The organism is Duganella sp. Root1480D1 (assembly GCF_001427305.1).
GTDB lineage: Bacteria > Pseudomonadota > Gammaproteobacteria > Burkholderiales > Burkholderiaceae_D > Rugamonas.
The window spans coordinates 55,803-75,175 of sequence record NZ_LMFZ01000007.1; the positions used below are offsets into that span (position 1 = coordinate 55,803).

Annotated in this window: 18 protein-coding genes; 10 read left to right on the plus strand and 8 right to left on the minus strand. The window is 62.8% G+C overall.

The features are described 5' to 3' along the window. Positions 1–36 precede the first annotated feature (36 nt). Positions 37–924: a LysR family transcriptional regulator gene (locus ASD58_RS09070; protein ID WP_082565317.1), complete on the plus strand. Its 888-nt coding sequence runs from the start codon at positions 37–39 to the stop codon at positions 922–924. On the opposite strand, the gene ASD58_RS09075 is transcribed toward ASD58_RS09070, so the two are convergent. After that, positions 921–1,937 carry a transporter gene (locus ASD58_RS09075; protein WP_057260795.1) on the minus strand — a complete coding sequence of 339 codons (1,017 nt, stop codon included), beginning with the start codon at positions 1,935–1,937 and terminating at the stop codon, positions 921–923. The genes ASD58_RS09070 and ASD58_RS09075 overlap by 4 nt on opposite strands. A gap of 85 nt (positions 1,938–2,022) precedes the next feature. On the opposite strand from ASD58_RS09075, the gene ASD58_RS09080 reads away from it, so the two are divergent. Both ASD58_RS09080 and lnt read left to right on the plus strand, forming a co-directional pair. Further along, positions 2,023–2,901 (plus strand): HlyC/CorC family transporter, encoded by an 879-nt coding sequence (locus ASD58_RS09080; RefSeq protein WP_057260796.1) that lies wholly within the window; start codon positions 2,023–2,025, stop codon positions 2,899–2,901. Continuing rightward, entirely contained in the window at positions 2,901–4,439 is a 1,539-nt protein-coding gene (gene lnt / locus ASD58_RS09085; protein ID WP_057260797.1) for an apolipoprotein N-acyltransferase, read from the plus strand. The genes ASD58_RS09080 and lnt overlap by 1 nt, the downstream gene beginning before the upstream one ends. On the opposite strand, the gene ASD58_RS09090 is transcribed toward lnt, so the two are convergent. Next, positions 4,436–5,425 carry a hypothetical protein gene (locus ASD58_RS09090; RefSeq protein ID WP_057260798.1) on the minus strand — a complete coding sequence of 330 codons (990 nt, stop codon included), beginning with the start codon at positions 5,423–5,425 and terminating at the stop codon, positions 4,436–4,438. The genes lnt and ASD58_RS09090 overlap by 4 nt on opposite strands. Before the next feature lie 172 nt (positions 5,426–5,597). Between ASD58_RS09090 and glyQ the strand changes: the two genes are divergently transcribed. The 7 genes from glyQ (at position 5,598) to ASD58_RS09125 (ending at position 12,095) form a co-directional block, all read left to right on the plus strand. Then, positions 5,598–6,494 carry a glycine--tRNA ligase subunit alpha gene (glyQ, locus tag ASD58_RS09095; RefSeq protein WP_057260799.1) on the plus strand — a complete coding sequence of 299 codons (897 nt, stop codon included), beginning with the start codon at positions 5,598–5,600 and terminating at the stop codon, positions 6,492–6,494. 13 nt (positions 6,495–6,507) lie between these two features. After that, positions 6,508–8,610: a glycine--tRNA ligase subunit beta gene (glyS, locus tag ASD58_RS09100; protein WP_057260800.1), complete on the plus strand. Its 2,103-nt coding sequence runs from the start codon at positions 6,508–6,510 to the stop codon at positions 8,608–8,610. A gap of 1 nt (position 8,611) precedes the next feature. After that, positions 8,612–9,169 (plus strand): D-glycero-beta-D-manno-heptose 1,7-bisphosphate 7-phosphatase, encoded by a 558-nt coding sequence (gene gmhB, locus ASD58_RS09105; RefSeq protein ID WP_057260801.1) that lies wholly within the window; start codon positions 8,612–8,614, stop codon positions 9,167–9,169. 15 nt (positions 9,170–9,184) lie between these two features. Continuing rightward, on the plus strand, positions 9,185–9,925 hold the full coding sequence (locus ASD58_RS09110; RefSeq protein ID WP_057260802.1) for a 1-acyl-sn-glycerol-3-phosphate acyltransferase: 741 nt from the start codon (positions 9,185–9,187) through the stop codon (positions 9,923–9,925). Next, entirely contained in the window at positions 9,871–10,809 is a 939-nt protein-coding gene (locus ASD58_RS09115) for a M48 family metallopeptidase (protein ID WP_156401210.1), read from the plus strand. The genes ASD58_RS09110 and ASD58_RS09115 overlap by 55 nt, the downstream gene beginning before the upstream one ends. After that, positions 10,809–11,525 carry a phosphodiester glycosidase family protein gene (locus ASD58_RS09120; RefSeq protein ID WP_057260803.1) on the plus strand — a complete coding sequence of 239 codons (717 nt, stop codon included), beginning with the start codon at positions 10,809–10,811 and terminating at the stop codon, positions 11,523–11,525. The genes ASD58_RS09115 and ASD58_RS09120 overlap by 1 nt, the downstream gene beginning before the upstream one ends. Positions 11,526–11,594: 69 nt before the next feature. Beyond that, positions 11,595–12,095: a hypothetical protein gene (locus tag ASD58_RS09125; RefSeq protein ID WP_057260804.1), complete on the plus strand. Its 501-nt coding sequence runs from the start codon at positions 11,595–11,597 to the stop codon at positions 12,093–12,095. Between the two features lie 15 nt (positions 12,096–12,110). On the opposite strand, the gene ASD58_RS09130 is transcribed toward ASD58_RS09125, so the two are convergent. The 6 genes from ASD58_RS09130 to ASD58_RS09155 all read right to left on the minus strand — a co-directional run bounded on the left by ASD58_RS09130 (position 12,111) and on the right by ASD58_RS09155 (position 19,368). After that, positions 12,111–12,716: a response regulator transcription factor gene (locus tag ASD58_RS09130; protein WP_057260805.1), complete on the minus strand. Its 606-nt coding sequence runs from the start codon at positions 12,714–12,716 to the stop codon at positions 12,111–12,113. Beyond that, the gene (locus ASD58_RS09135) at positions 12,713–13,834 is read right to left on the minus strand and encodes a sensor histidine kinase (protein WP_057260806.1); all 1,122 of its coding nucleotides are present in this window, start codon (positions 13,832–13,834) and stop codon (positions 12,713–12,715) included. The genes ASD58_RS09130 and ASD58_RS09135 overlap by 4 nt, the downstream gene beginning before the upstream one ends. 11 nt (positions 13,835–13,845) lie before the next feature. Then, positions 13,846–15,633, minus strand: a complete 1,788-nt coding sequence (locus tag ASD58_RS09140; RefSeq protein ID WP_057260807.1) for a CIA30 family protein — start codon at positions 15,631–15,633, stop codon at positions 13,846–13,848. A gap of 91 nt (positions 15,634–15,724) precedes the next feature. Next, positions 15,725–17,020, minus strand: a complete 1,296-nt coding sequence (waaA, locus tag ASD58_RS09145; RefSeq protein ID WP_057260808.1) for a lipid IV(A) 3-deoxy-D-manno-octulosonic acid transferase — start codon at positions 17,018–17,020, stop codon at positions 15,725–15,727. Between the two features lie 2 nt (positions 17,021–17,022). Continuing rightward, positions 17,023–17,988, minus strand: a complete 966-nt coding sequence (waaC, locus tag ASD58_RS09150; protein WP_057260809.1) for a lipopolysaccharide heptosyltransferase I — start codon at positions 17,986–17,988, stop codon at positions 17,023–17,025. Then, complete coding sequence (locus ASD58_RS09155; protein WP_057260810.1) at positions 17,989–19,368, minus strand: phosphomannomutase/phosphoglucomutase; 1,380 nt, start codon at positions 19,366–19,368, stop codon at positions 17,989–17,991. Positions 19,369–19,373 lie beyond the last annotated feature (5 nt).

Consider the following 19,373-nt stretch of genomic DNA (forward strand, 5'->3'; position numbering starts at 1 on the left):
GTTGAGTTTTCCTCAACACTACCACGCCGGATTTCCATGCCCGTCCGCCCGCCACTTCATGCGCTGCATATTTTTTGTGTCGTCGTTCGCGAAGGAGGATTTCGCCAGGCGGCACAAGCATTGCACTTGACGCCGGGCGCCATCAGCCGTCAGGTGCAAGCGCTGGAAGAACACCTCAAGCAAGTGCTGTTCGAGCGCGCCAGCAGCAATGCGGCGACGCTGACCGCCGCCGGCAAGCAACTGCACGAAAACGCGGCCGGCAAGATGGCGCACCTCATCCAGGTCCTCGAACCCGGCGGCAGGCCGGCGCGCCGGCATTCCATTCTGGTCGATACCAGCGTGACGCTGGCCATGCACTGGCTGATTCCGCAATTGCCGGACTTCCGCCAGCGCTATCCGCACATCACGGTCGATGTGCGCACCGCCGATGGCGACATCAATCCTGCCGCGCCGGTCGACGTCTTCCTGCGGCGCGAAGAGGCCGAGTTGCGCGGCTTGCCGTCGCATTGCTTCATGCGGGAACGCAGCATCCTGGTGTCGAGCCAGGCCTTCGCTTCGGCCCTGAGGCCGCACCCAACGGCCAACATGCGCTGGCTGGCCAGGGCGGCGCGCATCGGCATGCGCTCGCGGCCCGATCTGTGGCCGGGCTGGTGCCAGGCACACGGCATGAAGGCTGGAGCACTGGCGCCGACCATTGAATTCGACAATACGGTGCTGGCGATCCAGGCTGCCATCCAGGGACTGGGCATGCTGGTGGTGCCGGAAGCTTTTGTCGCGGCAATACTCGCCAGCGGTGCGCTGCTGCGCATTGCTCCGGCCAGCGTGGAGACCGGCAGCTACTCGTATGCCGTCGGCCGCCGGCGCGCCTCGCCGCGCGTGGAAGCTTTCACGCAGTGGCTGGCGGAACGCGCAAACGCCAGCTAATCGTTTCGCTGGCGGAACAGCCAGGCGCCCGCCACCACGGTAAACAGGACCACGATGCCTGCGATGATCCAGAAGCCGGCCTTGTCGTCGGCCAGCGGCACGCCGCCGACATTCATGCCCAAAAGACCGGCGATGATGTTGATCGGCAGCGCCAGCACCGTCACGATGGTCAACACATAGAGGCTGCGGTTATTGGCTTCGTTGACCAGGGCCGCAATCTCCTCCTGCAGCAACTTGATACGCTCCTGCAGCGCTGCCATATCGTTCAGCACCACGGCAAACTCCTCGGTCGATTCGCGCAGTTCCTGGCGATCGGCTTCGTTGGCCCATGATGGAGGACGCTGCAGCAGGCGGAACAAGGCCGCCGGTTCCGGCGCCAGCAAGCGTTGCAAACGCACCAGCACCCGCCGCAGGGCGCCCAGGTCGGCGCGCTTGAATTTCAGCTTGCCCGACAGGAGATTGTCTTCGATCCGGTCCACCTTGCCGGTAGCGTCGCGCACGATGCGGGTCAGCACGTCGGCCTGGTCGCGCAGCAGGTGGGTCAGCAGCACCACGCTCGACACCAGGTTCTCGCCGCCGCGCACCGCCTGCCGCAGCCTCTCGACGGCCTGCAGCGGCTTGCGCCTGGCGCTGACCACCAGCCGCCGGTCGACGCTCAGGCAGACGCTGGAAATATCCGATGGTTCGAAACTGAAATCACGCAGCACATCGTTGACCACCGCCACCAGGGTATCGTCGGCCTGCTCGATGCGGGTCGAGCGCGCGCCCTCTTCGTGCAGGCTGTCGTAGTATTCATTGGCCAGCACGGCATGTTCGCGCATCCATTTCTCGCTGGCAGTGTTGGCAAGATTGAAATGCAGCCAGAGGAATTCACCGGGCGGATTGGCAGGGTCGCGCAGCCATTGTTCGGCCTCGGAGGCCTCGATCGGCACCGGTTGCGGGCCGCGCCCGAACAGGTAACCACAAACGAGGCCGCATTGGTCGGATCCATAGGTGACTGCACTGATCTGCATGAGTTTCCAATCTGATAATTTCGGCCGGTACTCGGCCGTTTAGTGTATGCTATAGCACTTCGGAACAACGGCTTTAATGCCAATTATGCAAGAGCACTCTAGTAGCGTCAGGAATGACGCTAAACCACACCGGTCGCTGTTCGAGCGACTCACCGCCCTGATTTCCCCTGAGCCCGAGAGCCGCTCGGAGCTGCTTGAAGTCCTGCACGACGCCCATGAACGCAACCTGATCGACGCCGATGCCTTGTCGATGATCGAAGGCGTGTTCCAGGTGTCGGACCTGTCCGCGCGCGACATCATGATCCCGCGCTCGCAGATGGACGTCATCGACATCACCAAACCGATCGAGGAATGGATCCCGCTGGTGCTGGAAACGGCCCACTCGCGCTTCCCTGCCATCGAAGGTGAACGCGACAAGGTGGTCGGCATCCTGCTGGCCAAGGACTTGCTGCGCTACTACGCGGAAGAATCGTTCGATGTGCGCGACATGCTGCGCCCGGCGATTTTCATCCCGGAGTCGAAACGCCTGAACGTGCTGCTGCGCGATTTCCGTGCCAACCATAACCACATGGCCATCGTGGTCGATGAGTACTCCGGCGTGGCCGGCCTGATCACCATCGAGGACGTGCTGGAGCAGATCGTCGGCGATATCGAGGACGAATATGACTTCGACGAAGAGGAAGACAATATCCTCTCCATCAAGGAAGGCAAGATCGGCCCGCGCTGGCGCGTCAAGGCGCTGACCGAGCTGGAACAGTTCAACGACGAACTGGATACCGGCCTGGCCGACGAGGATGTCGACACCATCGGCGGCCTGGTGGCCAAGCACCTGGGCCGCATGCCGCACAAGGGCGATACCTTCGACATCGCCAACCTGCGCTTTGAAGTGCTGCGCGCCGACGCGCGCCAGGTCCATGTGCTGACGGTTGAAAAACTGCCGGCTTCCGTGGACGAGCAGGACTGATGCGCTGGCGCAAGACCAAGGCAGGCGAGCCGCCTGCCCCGCCCCGTTCTACCCGTAGCCGCATGCTGATCGCCGCCATCTGCGGCGCGATTGGCGTGTTTGCGTTCGCGCCGTTCGGCTGGTGGCCGCTGCAGATCCTGTCGCTGGCGGTGCTGGTGTACCAGGCCTTGCGTGCCGATGGCGTGCGCGCCGCCGCGCTGGTGGGCTGGGCTTTCGGCTTTGGCTGGTGCCTGGCCGGTTTCCACTGGCTGTACATTGCGATCCACAATTTCGGCGGCATGCCGGCGCCGCTGGCCGCCATCTCGATCGCCCTGCTGGCCGCGGCGATGGCGCTGTATGCTTCGGGCGCCATGGCCGCTACGGCCTGGTTGCGCAAGCGCTGGCCGCTGCCGCTGCCTGCCGCCACGCTGCTGGTGCTGCCGGCCTTCTGGGCCTTGTTCGAATTCCTGCGCGGCTGGCTGTTCACCGGCTTCCCGTGGGTGACTGCGGGCTATGCGCACAACACCTCGCCGCTGGCCGGCTATGCGCCGGTGCTGGGTGTGTACGGCATCAGCTGGCTGGCGGCCATGACTGCCGGCGCGCTGCCGCTGCTGATGCATCCGTTCCGCTACAAGGCGATCGCGCTGGTGGCTGCCATCTGGATTGGCGGCTTTGCGCTAGGACGCATTGATTGGACCGTGCCTTCCGGCCAGCCGCTGTCGGTGCGGCTGGTGCAAGGCAATGTCCCGCTCGAGAACAAGTTCGATGTCAAACATCTCGGCGATATCTTGCGCATGTACCAGCAAGTGGTAACCTCCGCCCCGGCGGACCTGATTGCCATTCCCGAAACGGGTGTACCGCTGTTCGCTTCGCAATTGCCGCCCGGCTATCTCGATTCCTACGGCCAGTTCGCGCGCCGGACTGGAAGCCACCTTGTGCTGGGCATGCCGATGACCAACGGCGTGGAATATTCAAACAGCGTACTTGGGCTGGCACCGACGCTGGCTGCCAGCACCTATCGCTACGACAAGCACCACCTGGTCCCGTTTGGCGAATTCATTCCGACCGGCTTCCGCTGGTTTACCAACCTGATGCAGATTCCGCTTGGCGACCAGACGCGCGGCGCGGTGATCCAGGCGCCGTTCCCAGTGAAAGACCAGAAGGTGCTGCCGAATATCTGCTACGAAAATGTGTTCGGCGAAGAGATCGCGGAACAGATTTCGCTGACCGGCGCCACCGTCATGCTGAACGTGTCCGAACTGGCCTGGTACGGCGAGTCGATCGCCATCCCGCAGCATTTGCAAATGTCGCAAATGCGTTCGCTCGAGACGGGCCGCCCGATGCTGAGCGCCACCAACAGCGGCGCCACGGTTGTGATCTCCCCGCGCGGCGAGCTTGTGCATGCGCTGCCTTACCGTCAACCGGGTGTGCTGAGCGCAACGGTGCAAGGCATGTCGGGCGACACGCCGTACATCAAGCTGCAGAACAAGCTGTTCCTCGCTCTGGCCGCCCTGTCCATCGCCGCCGCTTGGCTGTGGTCGCGCGGCCGCAGGGGCTAAAACACCTCGTCAATGGTCCTGGCGGTCAACACCGCCTGGCACCAACGCTGCAACTCATCCGGCGAAGCGCTCATCACTTTTTGACGCGCGCTCGCGTCGAGTTGCCCAAAACGCAGCTCGAGTTGAGCGCAGATCATGCTTCGCATCGACTCCAGTCGACCACGCGCTTCACCACGCGCTTCACCTCGCGCTTCACCTCGCGCTTCGCCAATAGCCTCGCCCTTTGCTTCGCCACGCTCCACCCCACGCTGTTCGGCTCGCTCTTGCCATAGATATTTCCAAGCCATTTCTCGCCTCCCATCGAAAATTTCCTGCTGTGCTTCCAACTCGGCCTGCAGAGGTAGCGGCAGTGCCATCATCCTGTCAATCAGGTCGGACACGTCTCTGAACTTCTTGCGCGCCCAACCGCATGTACGCAGCCCCGTCAGGAGTTTTTCTTTGACAATCGCGCGCCTTAAAGGTTCCCTGCGGGTGCGCTGGGTGAACAGATGTGCCACCACCAGCCATGCAAAAACGTTCTCACTGAGCAGAAGCGCTACCAGACTGCCTTCAAAGTCCCGTAGCTTGATGGTCTCAAAGTCGAATGTCATGCGCGTGTCCCCAGCGGCGAGTTCAAATCGGCTCGGCCGCCAGGTGGGACTGCGGTCGCCGAGGATGGCGATGCTGCGCATCGGCAATTGAAAATGGTCGTATAAGCGGTATTGGCAAACAAACATGCGTTCCGCGAACCCGCGCTGGCGGGCAGCCTGGATTTCGATATGCCACAGGCAAGGCCGGCCATCAATGCCGGGCGCGCCGAGCAGCTTATCGACCCTGAACAGACCCATCTGACCATCGCGGGAACACTTGGCGAGTTCCTGGTCCCTGCTTTCGGGCGCGGGACGACCTCCCCACTGTTCGAGCAGGAAAAATTCTGTGAAATCAGGCCAGTAGAGCTCAATCGCCTGCTTCCAGACGGAGTCGTAATCGGCATTTGGCGTGTCCATGCCGATTTGACGGCCCGGCGGGACGGCAGTTCTCGCCGCGCACTGAGGCTTTGATATGGATCAAACGCCCCGCGGATCGGGCAAAACTCTACAGGTTCGCCACAAAAACCGCTAAAATGAGCCGTTTTAGCGAACCGATAACGCTCGCGCCCAGGCGCCACCAACGACCACGATGCTGACATTTCAACAAATTATCCTGACCCTGCAAACCTATTGGGACAAGCAGGGCTGCGCATTGCTCCAGCCATACGACATGGAAGTCGGCGCGGGCACCTTCCACACCGGCACTTTCCTGCGCGCCATCGGCCCTGAGCCTTGGCGTGCCGCCTATGTCCAGCCATCGCGCCGGCCGAAAGATGGCCGCTACGGCGAAAATCCGAACCGCCTGCAGCACTACTACCAGTACCAGGTAGTCTTGAAGCCGGCGCCGGAAAACATCCTGGACCTGTACCTCGGTTCGCTGCAAGCGCTGGGCCTGGACCTGAAGCAGAACGACGTGCGCTTCGTGGAAGACGACTGGGAAAGCCCGACCCTGGGCGCCTGGGGCCTGGGCTGGGAAGTCTGGCTGAACGGCATGGAAGTGACCCAGTTCACCTACTTCCAGCAAGTTGGCGGCCTCGATTGCAAGCCTGTGCTGGGCGAGATCACTTACGGCGTCGAGCGCCTGGCCATGTACCTGCAGGGCGTGGAAAACGTCTACGACCTGGTCTGGACCGAATGGGAAGAGAACGGCGTGACGAAGCAGCTGAAGTACGGCGACGTCTTCCACCAGAACGAAGTGGAGCAATCCACCTACAACTTCGAGCACGCCAACACCGACCTGCTGTTCTCTCAGTTCGCCAACCACGAATCCGAAGCCAAGCGCCTGATCGAGCTGCAACTGGTGCTGCCTGCCTACGAGCAAATCATGAAAGCATCGCACAGCTTCAATATGCTGGATGCCCGCGGCGCCATCTCCGTGACTGAGCGCGCCGCCTACATCGGCCGCGTGCGCACCCTGTCGCGCATGGTCGCCCAGGCCTATTACGAGTCCCGCGAACGCCTCGGCTTCCCGATGGTCGCCAAATAAAAGAATACCGAACATGAATCAGACCCTGCTCATCGAACTGCTGACCGAAGAACTGCCGCCGAAAGCCCTGTCCAAGCTGGGAGAGAGCTTTGGTCATAGCATTTTCTCAACATTAAGCAAATTGGACTTTGTTGGTCCAAATGGCAAATTCCAATGGTATGCAACGCCTCGTCGCCTCGCTGTTACTATCAGCGACGTTCTAGACGTCTCTCCACCTAAAGATGAAGAGATCAAACTCATGCCGGCTGCTATCGGTCTAGATAGCGAGGGTAAGCCAACTGCTGCATTACTTAAAAAACTTGCAGCCCTCGGTATTCCAGACGAAAAAGTTGCCGAGTTTGAGCAGCGCGATGATGGAAAAGCAAAAACGCTCTACTACAAGCGCACTGTAAGTGGTGGGCAACTGGCAACGGCTGCACAAGGAGCGTTGCTCGTTGCTGCCAACAATCTGCCGATCCCCAAAGTCATGAGTTACCAACGCCAGAACGGCGAAACAGTGCAATTTGTTCGCCCTGCACACAGTTTGATCGCATTGCATGGCGCTACGGTCTTGCCTCTGACTCTTCTAGGTCTTAGCGCATCGAACAAGACCGAAGGCCACCGCTTCCTTACGGCTCCGGGGAAGCGCACGGTATGTATTCAACACGCGAATCGTTATGCTGAGATCCTCGCTGAGGAAGGAATGGTTGCCCCGAACTTTGAAGTTCGAAAGGAAGCAATCCGCGAGCGTCTCATGGGCAAAGCCGGTACTGACCAAGTACTAATGCCGGAAGCGCTGCTCGATGAAGTGACATCGTTGGTCGAATGGCCAGTCGTGTACGAGTGCCACTTCGAGGAAGAATTCCTGGCCGTGCCGCAGGAATGCCTGATCCTCACCATGCAGACCAACCAGAAATACTTCGCCCTGACCGACGCCAACGGCAAGCTGCGCTCGCGCTTCCTGATCGTGTCGAACATCGCGACCGACACCCCGGCAGCCATCATCGGCGGCAACGAGCGCGTGGTGCGCCCGCGCCTGTCCGACGCCAAGTTCTTCTTCGAACAGGACAAGAAGAAATCGCTGGAGTCGCGCCTGCCGCTGCTGAAGAACGTCGTCTACCACAACAAGCTGGGCACCCAAGCCGAACGCTCGGAGCGCGTGACCTCTCTGGCTGCGGCCATTGCCGGCCGCCTGGGCGGCGACAAAGCGCTGGCCGAACGCGCCGCACGCCTTTCCAAGGCCGACCTGCTGACCGACATGGTGGGCGAATTCCCTGAGCTGCAAGGCATCATGGGCACCTACTACGCGCGCCACGACGGCGAGCACGAAGAAGTCGCGCTGGCCGCTTCCGAGCACTACCAGCCGCGCTTCGCCGGCGACAACCTGCCGTCCACCGCCACCGGTACCGCCGTGGCGCTGGCCGACAAGGTGGAAACTCTGGTCGGCATCTGGGCCATCGGCCTGCAGCCGACCGGCGACAAGGACCCGTTCGCGCTGCGCCGCCACGCCCTGGGCGTGCTGCGCATGCTGCTGGAAAAGCGCCTGCCGCTGTCCATCTCCGCGCTGCTGGGCGACGCCGTCGCACAGTTCGTGGCCGTGCCGAACTTCAAGGACCCAAGCGCCGAAGTTACCGCCTTCATGCTGGACCGCCTGCGCGGCATGCTGCGCGAGCGCGGCTTCAGCGTGAACGAGATCGAAGCAGTGGTGGCGCAGAATCCCGACCGCCTGGACGACATCGTGCAGCGCCTGGAGGCCGTGCAAGCTTTCGCCGCCCTGCCGGAATCGGTCTCGCTGGCGGGCGCCAACAAGCGCATTACCAACATCCTGAAGAAGAACGAAGAAGCGCTGGCACAGGCAAGCACCGTCAAGGCCGAACTGCTGCAGGACGCAGCGGAGAAAGCCCTGCACGCCGCCATGGGCCGTGTCGCGCCGGAAGTCGATGCAGCATGGGCCAAGGGCGACTTCAGCGCCACCCTGAAGACCCTGGCGCAATTGAAGGAAGAAGTCGATGCCTTCTTCAACGACGTCATGGTCATGGCCGAAGACATCGCCCTGCGCAACAATCGCTTGGCGCTGCTGTCTTCCCTGCACGGCATGATGAACCGCGTGGCCGACATTTCCAAGCTGGCGGCCTGATATGCCACAGAGCCAGCCGACCAAGCTGATCATCCTGGACCGGGATGGCGTGATCAACCACGACTCGCCCGACTTCATCAAGTCGCCGGACGAGTGGATCCCCATCCCCGGCTCGCTGGAAGCGATCGCCCGCCTGAACCAGGCGGGTTATCGCGTGGTGATCGCGTCGAACCAGTCGGGTATCGCCCGCCAGTACTTCGACATCAACACCCTGAACGCGATCCACCAGAAGATGCACCGCCAGGCGCAGCAGGTTGGCGCCGATATCGACGCCATTTTCTTCTGCCCGCACGCAGCGGCAGACAACTGCGACTGCCGCAAGCCAAAACCTGGCATGTTCACGGAAATCTCGAAACGCTTCGAGGTCAGCCTGAAAGGCGTGCCGACCGTGGGCGACTCGCTGCGCGACCTGCAGGCCGGCTTCATCAGCGGCTGCGTGCCGTTCCTGGTATTGACGGGCAAAGGCGAGAAGACCCATGCTACGGGTGGCCTGCCGCCCGGCACGCAAGTCTTCCCTGACCTGGCGGCCACTGTGGACCACCTCTTAAAAGCTGAATAAAACTGGAGACTGTCGTTGCGTAATTTCGTTCTGTTCCTGCGTTCCGCCCTGTTCATGGTTCTGATGGCGATTGCCACCGTCATCTGGTCCGCAGTCTGTATGCTGGCAGCGCCGCTACCCTACAACAAACGCTATTTCGTGACCTCGCGCTGGAATGTCTTCATCGTCGGGTGTGCCAAATGGATCTGCGGCATTAACTACCAGTTCAAGGGCTACGAGAACTTCCCGGATGCTCCCGCGATCATCCTGTCCAAGCACCAGTCGGCATGGGAGACCATCTTCTTGCTGGCCAACCTGCCACGCCCGCTGGTGTTTGTATTTAAAAAAGAAATCCTGTACATCCCCTTCTTCGGCTGGGGCATCGCGCTGCTGCGCATGATCCCGATCGACCGCAAACAAGGCAAGAATGCATTCAAATCTGTTGTCGCGCATGGCAAGCGTCGACTCAAGGACGGCCAATGGATTATCATGTTCCCGGAAGGGACTCGCATTCCGGTCGGACAGCAAGGCAAATACAAGAGCGGTGGCACGCGCCTGGCGGTGGAAACCGGCGCGGTAGTAGTGCCGATCGCGCTGAACTCCGGCGAATGCTGGCCGAAGAATTCCTTTATCAAGAAACCAGGCACCGTCACGGTGTCGGTTGGCAAACCGATTTCGTCGGAAGGCAAGACCCCCGACGAATTGATGGAGCAGGTGGAACAGTGGATCGAATCAGAAATGCGCGTCATTTCGCCCCACGCCTACAGCGCTGGCTAGCCGAAAAGGCTGAAGCGCAACAGGAGGCGCCGCCGCCAGCGGCCGCGCCTTCTTCCCCGTTTCCCGTTCCCGCTCCCGCGGCAGTGAACCTGTTGCGCCCTCCGGTGCAGTTGCGCCGACCCGAACCGATTTCCCCGCCGCTGACCGGCGACCTGGACAAGCGCCAACTGCTTGTCGGCGAATACATCCTCGAATATGTGCTGAAGCGCTCCACGCGCCGCTCGATCGGCTTCACGGTCGACGACACCGGCCTGTACGTGACGGCGCCCAAGCGCTGCTCGCTGGCCGACATCGACAATGCCATCCGCGCCAAGCAGCACTGGATTCTGTCCAAGCTCGATGAACGCCGCCAGCGCCGCGCCGCGCGCCTGGAAAAGCCTCCTATCGTGTGGGACGACGGCGCCCGCCTGCCCTACCTTGGCGAAGAAATCACATTGCGCTTGTACCAGGCGCCGCGCAACCGCACCGAATTCGACCCGGTGGCGATGGAACTGTCCATGGGCCTGGTGCAAGGCGCCACCGAGCAATTGCTCAAGGAACGGGTCAAGAACTGGTACAAGGCCCAGGCGGAAGGCCTGTTCCAGCAGCGCCTGGACCTGTATGCGGCGCGCCTGGGCGTGCAATATGCCGGCTTCTCGCTGTCGTCGGCCGACACGCGCTGGGGCTCCTGCACCGCGCAGCGCACCATCCGCCTGAACTGGAAGCTGATGCACTTCTCGCTGCCGCTGGTGGATTATGTGGTGGCGCACGAGCTGGCGCACATCCTGGAAATGAACCATAGCCCTCGCTTCTGGGCCAACGTCGGCCGCATCTATCCGCAATACGAAGAAGCCAAGCAATTGCTGCGCAAACGCGCCGCGGAGCTGCCTACCCTGTTCGCCTGATGCGCATTCTCGCGGCCGCCGTCGCCCTGCCGCTGTTTGCCTTGCTGGCAGCATGCGCATCGATACGCGCCGCCGAGCCCCGGTTTACCGTTGTGACAGTTGATCCCGCCCGCGAGCACCTGCAGCTATTCCTCAATGATGAACACGGGCGTCCTTACAAACGCCTGGAGAACGTCGCAGCCGCGTTGGGCAGGCATGGAAAACGGCTGACCTTCGCCATGAACGCCGGTATGTACCACGCGGACTATTCGCCGGTCGGGCTGTTCATGGCCAACGGAGTCGAACTGTCGCCGCTTAACCTGGCATCCGGCAAGGGCAATTTCTTCATGCGCCCGAACGGCGTGTTCCTGGTCACCGAAGCCGGCGCGCTGGTGGTCGAGTCGTCTGCCTTTCCGGGACTGGCTGGCAAGGCTCGCATCGCAACGCAATCGGGCCCAATGCTGCTGTCGCACGGATTGATCAATCCGGCGTTCGATCCGAACTCCCGTTCCGTCCATATCCGCAACGGCGTCTGCACCCAGGATGGCAAGGCGACGTTCGTGATCAGCGAAGAGCGCATCAATTTCTACGACTTCGCCAGGTATATGCGCGATACCTTGAATTGCCGCGATGCGCTGTACCTGGACGGCTCCGTGTCTTCACTCTATTCACCGGCGCTTGGCCGAAACGATCATCGGGCCGACCTGGGCCCGATGATCGGCGTGGTAGCAGACTGAATTAAGCCAGCACCCCGCATAGATTTCTTGATAATATTCCGGCCACCTTTCATCACTTCCAGCCTGCCAATGAATTTTCGCCTCAAATCCAGCTTGTCGTTGCTTGCCCTGCTTGCACTCGGAGGCTGTGCTACGCCATACGTCGCGCCATCCGATCCCTCAAGCGCCAGGCTGCTCCTGGAAAACAACAATACCCAGCACATCGTCAATTTCGCGACCTTCGACGATGGAGAGACTTGCCAGGCCAGCACCGTCAAACGCATTACCCTGGATTCCTCCGGCAACTGGGGCATTGCACCGGCTGGGAAGCACGAAATCCGCATCAAGCCCGGCGAACCTTTCACACTCAGTTCATCCGTCGGTACCGGCTGCGAGGTCATGATCACGTTCCTGCCGAAGAAAGACGCGGTCTACCGGGCCTCGTTTACCTTCAGAGAACAATACTGCTTCCTGACGGTCGAGCGTGCAGTCCAGGATAGCCGGACCGGCCAGCGCTATGTACCGGAGGAGTCAGCCCGCAAGCGTGAGCCGGTGGCTGGCCTTGCAAACGGTGGCAGCTCCTGCAAATAAGCGTTCCCTCTGCAATCAGAGCCAGCCTGCTTCGCGGGCCAGGCGGAAGGCTTCCACGCGATTGCCGGCATTGAGCTTGCTGATCGCTTCCGACAGGTAGTTGCGCACCGTGCCTTCCGACAGGCTCAAATGCCTGGCAATCTCCGCGCCGCTGCGGCCTTCGCCGGCCAGGCGCAGCACCTGGCGTTCGCGTTCGCTCAAGGGATCTTCACCGCCGCTCCAGCTTTCCAGCGCCAGCTCGGGCGCAATGGCGCGGCCGCCGGCATGCACGCTGCGGATGGCGGCTGCCAGCGATTCGGACGGCGCATCCTTCAGCAGGTAGCCCCGCACGCCGGCCGCCATGGCACGGCGCAGGTAGCCGGAGCGGGCAAAGGTCGTGACGATCACCACGCGCGTCGCGGCGCCACGTTCGGACAGCACCGCGGCCAGCTCCAAGCCTGTCATCAGCGGCATTTCGATATCGGTCAGCACGATGTCCGGGTGCAGTTCCTGGCACAGGGCCAAGGCATCCTGGCCGTTGCGTGCCTGGCCAACCACGTCCAGGTCGGGTTCCAGTTTCAATAGCGCCGCCAGGGCGCCCAGTACCATCGACTGGTCTTCGGCAATCAACACGCGGATCATGCAACGGCTCCCATCGGCAAATGTAACTCCAGCGCCAGGCCGCCCGCAGACGCGCCGTGGCCCGCCAGCATTGTCAGGCGTCCCCCTGCTGCCGCAATACGCTCACGCATGCCGCGCAAGCCATTGCCGCATGCCAGCGCATCGCGGTCGACGGGCGCACTGCCATCGTCACTGATGTGGCAGACGATCTGCCCGTCCTCCTGGCGAACCCGGACCTGGCAGCGTGTCGCCCTGGCATGGCGCAGGATGTTGGTGACGGCCTCGCGCAGGGACAGCGCAAGCACGTTTTCCACCGTGGCCGGCATGGGGAATGGCTGCACGTTTGCATCGAGCTCCACGCCGGCTGCCGCGAGCGCGGCACGCGCCTGCGCCAGTTCCTGGGCAAAGCCGCTTTGGCGGTAGCCGGTAACGGCGCTGCGCACTTCGGCCAGGGCATGGCGTGCTGTGGTTTCGATATCCTTGATTTCCTTCGCCGTTGCCGCCGTATCGCGCTCGAGCAAGCGCCCAGCCAGTTCGGCCTTGATGGCAATCAGCGACAGGGTGTGCCCCAACAGGTCGTGCAGGTCGCGCGAAATGCGCTCGCGCTCGGCGATGCGGGCGATGTGCTCGACTTCTTCCTGTTTGCGAAGAAGCTGCTGGCTCGAACGGCGCACGCGGGCATCCATCACGCTGGCGATGCCGACTGGTGCGCCGACCGCCAGTGCCGGCAACAGGAACGGCAGCGTCAAGTCCACCGCCAGGGCCGCCAGCGCCGCACTACCGAGTACCAGGCCGATCCCCAGGTAGGCGTGGCGCGGCTGCTCCAGCGCCGCACACATCGAACAGGCAAAAATGAAAAAGGTGCAGGCGCCGAAATTGAATGGCGCCCAGGCGAAGCCCAGGGCGACCGTCGCCAGCAACAGCGGCACCGCCTGCCGGTTGCGCAGCCGGTAGCTGGCCAGGTACATCGGCACGAAGGCCGCCACCGACAGCACCAGCAGGGCAAATTCCAGCAGCGTGGGCCTGATGTAGAAGTACTTCCAGAGGAAGAAATTCAGCGACAGCAACCACAGGTAAGGCGCCTTGCCCAAGTGCGGCGGCACCCAGGGACCTTCCAGCCAACGTCTTACCTGGACCATGCTGATTCCCTTTACTGGTTAGTCAAACGAACGTCGGCAATCTGGAACTGGTAGTCGCCAATCCTGGGGCCGGCGTTAAACATGATCAGGGTGATCGCACTGGTATCGACGCCGGCGAAACTGGCCATCGGCATCGCCACTTCCTGCCATTCCGCTCCGGCGGCAAACGGCTGGTAGACCGGAATGCGCGCACTACCGTGCATGATCCCCACCTGGTAGCCCTGGCCATCACCCTTGACGCGGAAGCGCAAGGTCTTGGCGGCGCTCAGGTTGGCGGCCTGGAACGGCTGGCTGCCGGGCACGAACGCGATACCAGCCCATGGGAAGGCGAAGCCCTGCTGCACGCTCGCTTTCACGTTGACCGCATTTTCACCCGCGTACTCCAGGTTCACCGTCGATTTGCCGCCCAGGAAAGCGTCGTTGGAGGGCACCCAGCCGGTGCCGAACGGACTGGCCAGCTTTTCCTTGCTGAACAGGCTGATCATGCCATCTGCAGGCAGCACTAGCGGCGTACCTTTCGGCGTGCTCAATTCCTTGGCCACCAATTCCTGCTGCGCCTTGCGGCGTGCAGACTGGGTCTCGCCATCTTTCCAGACTTCGACAATATTGCGGGTCGCCTTGATGTCCTGGCTTGGATCGCCGTCCACCAGCACCAGGTCGGCCTTGGCGCCCTTGGCAATCGTGCCCCGGTCAGCCAGGCGGAACGCCTTGGCCGGCACCGACGTGGCGGCGCGCAGCGCTTCCAGCGGCGTAAGTCCTGCCTGGGTCAAGGAGAGCAGTTCGTGGTGCAGGCTGGCGCCGGCCTGGGTACCGCCGTTGCCGGCGTCGGTGCCGGCCAGCACCGGCACGCCAGCCGTGCGCAATGCAGCGACCACCGACCTGGTCGCGCTCAGGCGCTGAGCCATTTCCTTTTTGCCGTATGGGGAGTTCAGCGGCGCGATCTGGTCGCTCGTCAGCAGGGCCATCATCTGCTTGTCTTCCAACACGTCCTTCTCCTTCAGGCCAGCCACGCTTTCCAGTACGCTGAAGGTCGGGATGATGAAAGCCTTGCGCTCGTGGGCCAGCTTGACGAAGGACTTCAGGTCTGCGTCCGCAATCGACTGGCCGTCGAACATGTGCACCAGGCCGTCGGCGCCTTCTTCCAGCGCGCTGCGGGCATCCTGCGCATTGGAAATGTGCACCACGGCCAGCTTGCCGCGCTGATGCGCGGCCGAGATCAGCGCCCTCACCGTGGCGCGGTCCAGGCTTGGCGTCGGATGGCCCGGCCAGCCCGGCTCCATCACGATCTTGATGAAATGCGAGCCTTCGGCAATGCGGGCATCGACCCAGGGCTGCGCCTCTTCCGGCCTGGTCAGGGTGGGAATAGGCATGCCGTATTCGGTACCATGGCCGCCGGGCACGGTGGCCAGTACGCCAGCCGAGATGATGTCCGGACGGTCCTTGTTCTCGCCGCGCGCCATGCGGCCGTTCATTTCCTGCAGCAGCGGCACGGCGGTGAACATATCCAGTTCGCTGGTCACGCCGAACACCAGCGGCAGTTCGAGATGCTGGAAGCTGTGGGTATGCGAATCGATCAGGCCCGGCATCAGCGTGCGGCCGGCGCCATCGACCACCTTCGCACCAGCGGGCAGCTTGCCCTTGAAGTCGGCGTTGGCGATCTTGCCGCCTTCCAGCAGCACGCTGCGCCTGGCATGCACTTTCTGCCCGTCGAAAACCCGGACGTCCTTGATCAGGGTGGTTTCAACTGCCATGGCAGGCACGGCGCAGGCCAGGCTGGCGGCAACTAACAGTTTTAGCATTGCGGTTCTCCTTGTGGTCAGGTGAACGCAGTATCCGGTGTGCGCCCGGTGCGCGCCAGAACGGAATGCCACGACTTCGTCATGACATTTGTCACTTCAAATCAGGAAGCAACGCGATCGTGCGTGCGGTGGCGCCGCGGTGGGTATTGGCGAAGGTCAGCGCATGCGCGCCCATCGCGCCGCGTGCCGTGCTGTCGGCCAGCAGGCGCGCAGCCTGCTGCATCAGGCCATCGCTGTTCGGCACGCGTACTGCGCCGCCTTGCTGCAGGCAGTCTTCGGTGGCTTGGGCGAAGTTGAAAGTATGCTCGCCGACGATGATCGGCTTGCCCAGTGCGGCCGGTTCGATCAGGTTCTGGCCACCCAGCGGCTGCAGGCTGCCGCCGATAAAGGCCAGGTCGCAGGCCGAATAATAGGCAAACATTTCGCCCATCGAATCGCCCAGTACCACTTCGGTGGAAGGGGCGACGCCGGCGGCCGCGCCGTTGCTCATTGCCGTCAGCGACGAGCGGCGCTGCAGCGACAGGCCGCGCTCCGTCACCATCGCCGCCACTTCGTCGAAGCGTTGCGGATGGCGCGGCACAATCAGCAGCAGCACGTCCTGCGGCAGCGCTGCGCGCGCGGCCTGGAATGCTTGCAGGATCATGTCCTCCTCGCCCTCACGCGTGCTGGCGCACAGGAACACCGGACGCACGCCGAACTGCTGGCGCAAATGCGAGCCCGTTGCCAGGGCTGCTTGCGGGATCACCACGTCGAACTTGATGCTGCCGGTCACGCTCACGTTGGCGGCGCCCAACTCGCGGATGCGCAATGCATCGGCTTCGGTCTGCGCCGCCACCAGGGTAATGCCCTGGGCTGCATCGCGTATCACCTTGCCGAAGCGCTGCGCCTTGACCAGCGAACGCTCGCTCAGCCGGGCATTGGCCAATACCACCGGCACTTTATCGCGCTGGCATTGCAGGATCAGGTTGGGCCAGACTTCCGTCTCCATCAGGATACAGACGCGCGGCTCGAAATGGCGGATGAAGCGCGCCACCAGCAGCGGCATGTCGTATGGCAGGAAGGACTGCACCACGCGCGCGCCATGCTTGCCGAACAGGCTCTTGCCGGTGGCACGCCCGGTCGGCGTCATGCAAGTGAGCACGATGCGCGCCTGCGGATATTTCTTCAACAGGGCATCGACCAGCGGCTCGGCGGCACGCGTCTCGCCGACCGACACCGCGTGCACCCAGATGGTGGCCGGTTCATCGTTGGCAGCGCGTGCGCCATAAAAGCCCAGGCGCTCGCCCCAATGCTGGCGGTAGCCCGGCTCCTTGCGGCCGCGCCACCACAGGCGGCACAGCACCAGCGGCAAAGCCAGCCACCACATGAATGTGTAAAAGAGTCGCATACTCAGAGCAGGCTTTGGGCGGCGGCCAGCACTTCAGCCACGCCGGGCGGCGAGCCTTTGTCGCCGAGGTTGATAATGCGGGGCGACCAGTTGCCTTCCGTTTTCCAGCGCGGCGAATCGGCGTAGATTTCCACCACGGGACGCGAAAACGCCGCCGCGATATGGGTCAGGCCAGTGTCCACGCCGACGGCCAGCGCAGCGCGGCGCGCCAGCATGACGGCATCGGCCATCGACAGCTTCGGCAGCACGCGGGCATTCGGCATGCCGGCGGCCAGCGCTTCCGCTTCCGTCTTTTCCTTGTCCGAGCCCCATGGCAGCAACACCGGCATCGGCGCCAGTGCCTTGCCCAGCTCGATCCAGTTGGCCGGAGCCCATTTCTTGGCGTCACGTGCCGTGCCGTGGAAGAACACGGCGTATGGCGCCTCTCCCATCCACTGCGGCCGTGGCTCGCCGGCAGCTACTTCGGGCAGGCCGAAATCGGCCGGGTAATCGACCGTGAACCCGAGCGCAGCGCCCACTACCAGGCGGCCGCGTGCCACCGCGTGCGTGCGCGGGTCGAGTGCAACGCTCTTGCTGTGGAAGATGCGGGAAATGCCTTCGTAGCCCGAACCTTCGCTGCCGTTGGCCAGGCCGACCTTGTTCTTGCCGCGTGCAGCGCCCATGATGACACCGGTCTTCAGCAGTCCCTGGGTGTCGAACACGTAGTCGTATTGCACTTCGCGCAGCTTGCTGAAGAAGGCGCCGATCTCGGCGCGCGTTTCCTTCTTGCCCAGGCTCTTGCGCCAGCGGCGCAGGCCCCACGGCAGGATATTGCGCACCATCGGGTTCAGGCGCACCAGGCTGACATAGCCTTCCTCCACCACCCAATCGATGTTCGCGTCGGGGAAATGGCGCTTGATGTCGGCCACGATCGGCATATTGTGCAGCACGTCCCCCAGCGAAGAGACGCGCACGAGCAGGATATTCATCTAGAACGGCAGTTTCGCATCCGGCTTGGCAGCCAGGATCACATCGCGGAACTGCCCCTGGATGCGTGCCAGCGCAGCCGGCGATTCCGCCTCGAAGCGCATCACGATCACCGGCGTGGTGTTCGAGGAGCGCGCCAGGCCGAAGCCATCGGCATATTCCACGCGCAGGCCGTCGATATCGATGACGCGTTCATTGCCAGGGAATGTCGCCTCGGCGGCCAGCTTGGCCATCAGCGCGTAGTTTTCGCCTTCGTCCAGTTGCAGTTGCAGTTCCGGCGTACTGTCCGACTTGGGCAGTGCATTCAGCAGCGCCGAAGGATCGGCGTGGCGGGTCAGGATTTCCAGCATGCGCGCGCCGGCATACAGGCCGTCATCGAAGCCGTACCAGCGGTCCTTGAAGAACACGTGGCCACTCATTTCGCCGCCCAGCGGGGCGCCGGTTTCCTTCAGCTTGGCCTTCACCAGCGAGTGGCCGGTCTTGCACATGAGCGGCTTGCCGCCGGCTTGCTCGATGTAGGAAGCCAGGTGGCGCGTGCATTTCACGTCGTACAGGATTTGCCCGCCCGGATTGCGGCTCAGCACGTCTTCCGCAAACAGCATCAACTGGCGGTCCGGGTAGATGATCTGGCCATCCTTGGTCACGATGCCGAGGCGGTCGCCGTCGCCGTCGAAAGCCAGGCCGATTTCAGCGTCGGTATCCTGCAGCGCCTTGACCAGGTCCTGCAGGTTTTCCGGATGCGCCGGGTCCGGGTGGTGGTTCGGGAACGTGCCGTCCACTTCGCAGAACAACTCGATCACTTCGCAGCCCATGCCGCGATACAGCTCGCCGGCGAAGGCGCCGGCCACGCCGTTGCCGCAATCGACGGCAATCTTGATCGGGCGCGCAATCTTCACGTCGCCGATGATGCGCTGCAAATACTGTTCGCGGATGTCGTAAGTGCTGTACTTACCGGCGGCAGCAGCCGGCCGCAGGCCCCCTTCGATGGCATGGTACAAGGCGGTGATGGAGTCGCCATGGATCGCCTCGCCCTTCAGCACCATCTTGAAGCCGTTATAGTCTGGCGGGTTATGGCTGCCGGTGACCATGATGCCGGAACGCGTGTCCAGCACCTGGGTACCGAAATACACCATCGGCGTCGCCACCACGCCCAGGTCGATCACGTCGACGCCGGCAGCCTGCAGGCCCTGCGCCAGGGCTGCGATCAGGCCGGGGCCGGACAAGCGGCCGTCGCGGCCGATGACGACACTGCGCTCCCCCTTGGCGGCGGCAGCCAGGCCGAATGCATGGCCGACCGAACGCGCCACGCCTTCGTCCAGGGTGTTACCGATGATGCCGCGGATATCGTAGGCTTTGAAGATGGATTTAGAGAGAGCAACCATGGAGA

Bases quoted from the DNA above. Each gene is read 5' to 3' on its own strand.
- ASD58_RS09080 (WP_057260796.1), top strand. From the start codon at position 2,023: ATGCAAGAGCACTCTAGTAGCGTCAGGAATGACGCTAAACCACACCGG.
- ASD58_RS09125 (WP_057260804.1), top strand. From the start codon at position 11,595: ATGAATTTTCGCCTCAAATCCAGCTTGTCGTTGCTTGCCCTGCTTGCA.
- gmhB (WP_057260801.1), top strand. From the start codon at position 8,612: ATGCCACAGAGCCAGCCGACCAAGCTGATCATCCTGGACCGGGATGGC.
- ASD58_RS09070 (WP_082565317.1), top strand. From the start codon at position 37: ATGCCCGTCCGCCCGCCACTTCATGCGCTGCATATTTTTTGTGTCGTC.
- ASD58_RS09090 (WP_057260798.1), bottom strand. From the start codon at position 5,425: ATGGACACGCCAAATGCCGATTACGACTCCGTCTGGAAGCAGGCGATT.
- ASD58_RS09140 (WP_057260807.1), bottom strand. From the start codon at position 15,633: ATGCTAAAACTGTTAGTTGCCGCCAGCCTGGCCTGCGCCGTGCCTGCC.
- ASD58_RS09155 (WP_057260810.1), bottom strand. From the start codon at position 19,368: ATGGTTGCTCTCTCTAAATCCATCTTCAAAGCCTACGATATCCGCGGC.
- lnt (WP_057260797.1), top strand. From the start codon at position 2,901: ATGCGCTGGCGCAAGACCAAGGCAGGCGAGCCGCCTGCCCCGCCCCGT.
- glyS (WP_057260800.1), top strand. From the start codon at position 6,508: ATGAATCAGACCCTGCTCATCGAACTGCTGACCGAAGAACTGCCGCCG.
- ASD58_RS09120 (WP_057260803.1), top strand. From the start codon at position 10,809: ATGCGCATTCTCGCGGCCGCCGTCGCCCTGCCGCTGTTTGCCTTGCTG.
- waaA (WP_057260808.1), bottom strand. From the start codon at position 17,020: ATGCGACTCTTTTACACATTCATGTGGTGGCTGGCTTTGCCGCTGGTG.
- ASD58_RS09075 (WP_057260795.1), bottom strand. From the start codon at position 1,937: ATGCAGATCAGTGCAGTCACCTATGGATCCGACCAATGCGGCCTCGTT.
- ASD58_RS09130 (WP_057260805.1), bottom strand. From the start codon at position 12,716: ATGATCCGCGTGTTGATTGCCGAAGACCAGTCGATGGTACTGGGCGCC.
- ASD58_RS09135 (WP_057260806.1), bottom strand. From the start codon at position 13,834: ATGGTCCAGGTAAGACGTTGGCTGGAAGGTCCCTGGGTGCCGCCGCAC.
- waaC (WP_057260809.1), bottom strand. From the start codon at position 17,988: ATGAATATCCTGCTCGTGCGCGTCTCTTCGCTGGGGGACGTGCTGCAC.
- glyQ (WP_057260799.1), top strand. From the start codon at position 5,598: ATGCTGACATTTCAACAAATTATCCTGACCCTGCAAACCTATTGGGAC.